Annotated in this window: 1 pseudogene; it reads right to left on the minus strand. The window is 46.1% G+C overall.

Annotated elements, in window-relative coordinates:
* Positions 1-1,309: pseudogene (locus tag R7E47_RS24315) on the minus strand (Tn3-like element ISShfr9 family transposase); the annotation flags it as partial.
* Positions 1,310-1,450 lie beyond the last annotated feature (141 nt).

Below are 1,450 nucleotides of genomic sequence, written 5' to 3' on the forward strand. Positions count from 1 at the left end.
TCTTCAGTGGTCCACCGAATGCGATTTCCGTCTGCATCTGTTGAAGTTGGGCGACGACGGCTTCTGAGCCTTTACCGGCCTCACATTCAAGGCACAAGAACACCTGCCTTAACAGTTGCTCCAGGAGATTGCATTGTTCATCGTAATGTTGCCACTGGTACTCTTCCACGGTCCGTTTCTGTTTTTTCAGGTAAAGGCAGAGGGTCTGGATATCCCTGTCATTCATGACCTTCAATGCCTGTTGTCTGACTACTGAGAAGGGTTGATTATCATCAATGTTCTCATCCACAAACAGATGCAGTAACTCTGCCGCTTTCGTGACATTGTCCGCGGCTGACTGCCAGGACAGGAACACTGCTTGTTGTGCAAAGGTGTTGGCAGCTTCTTGTTGCTTGCGGATATGGTAAATGAACCCATCAGTTAACCGTTCCAGTGCCAGTTGTATCCGCTCTGTCAGGTGACATAGCAACCATAGATGCTGCTGTGCGCGTTTGAATCGTTTGAGTTTACTACCGTAATAGTTGATGAGCTCACCGAAGTGTTGTCGATTTTTAAGAGACAGATTAAGCCCATCGATAACGCCATTGATTTGCGTGCGCCATGGCGCTAACTGATGATAAAGGGCAAGCTCTTTTTTAAGTTCAGGTACGGTCAGACTTTTTGCACCGCCTCTGAGCTGGTTCAGGCTTAGTCCGTCATCAATGGCTGTTATGCTGTCCAGAAAGACGTGAAGTTCAGGACTGGTGAGTTGATTAAGTTGGTGCGCCAGGTCTTTTCTGACCTGCTGCATCGCTCTGCTTATCAGTCTCTGGAGTACGGTGTACCTAGGGATAGCAATGCTGTGACTGGTTAGGAATTCAATAGCAGTATCAAAGAGGTAACGCGGCTCCAGCCAGGCATTGCCCACCTGAACAAGGTGGTCGAAAAGAGAATTGAAGTGCTGACTTTCGTCCCATTTGTGATAACCAGCAAGGTCTAATACTTTTGCGTAGAGTCGATCTTTTTGTTTTTGTGAGGGAGTGAATGGTCTGAGCCCCTTGCCGCCAAGCAGCTCTTTACTGATGAACATTAAATCCTTAGAAACCTGCGAGTAAGCGATATCTAGGATGACGGGCTTTGATTTGAAGTATCCCAAAATCGCGACAAAGTAACATCTATGAGCTCTGAGACGAATTGACCGAAAAACTGCCAATTCCGCATCGTTCAGAGAAAAGTACAGACGTTGTTCTTCGATTGAAAAAATGGGTGGGGAATAAAGATCTGCCTGTTCTGCTCTCGTGAGAATAGTAATTTCGTTTTTGATGGCCATATCAGGGCTGTTCCGTATTAAATGTACGATATTTACCTAATTTGCCACACTTATAAGTAGTAACCCACCTCCGCAGCCATTTATTGGTGTGGTCTACAGAGGATTAAGTCTTTTTAGAGGGGAAAATCCCTAGAACCCCAT

The sequence above is a fragment of the Vibrio sp. Vb1026 genome, assembly GCF_033338745.1.
GTDB lineage: Bacteria > Pseudomonadota > Gammaproteobacteria > Enterobacterales > Vibrionaceae > Vibrio > Vibrio alginolyticus.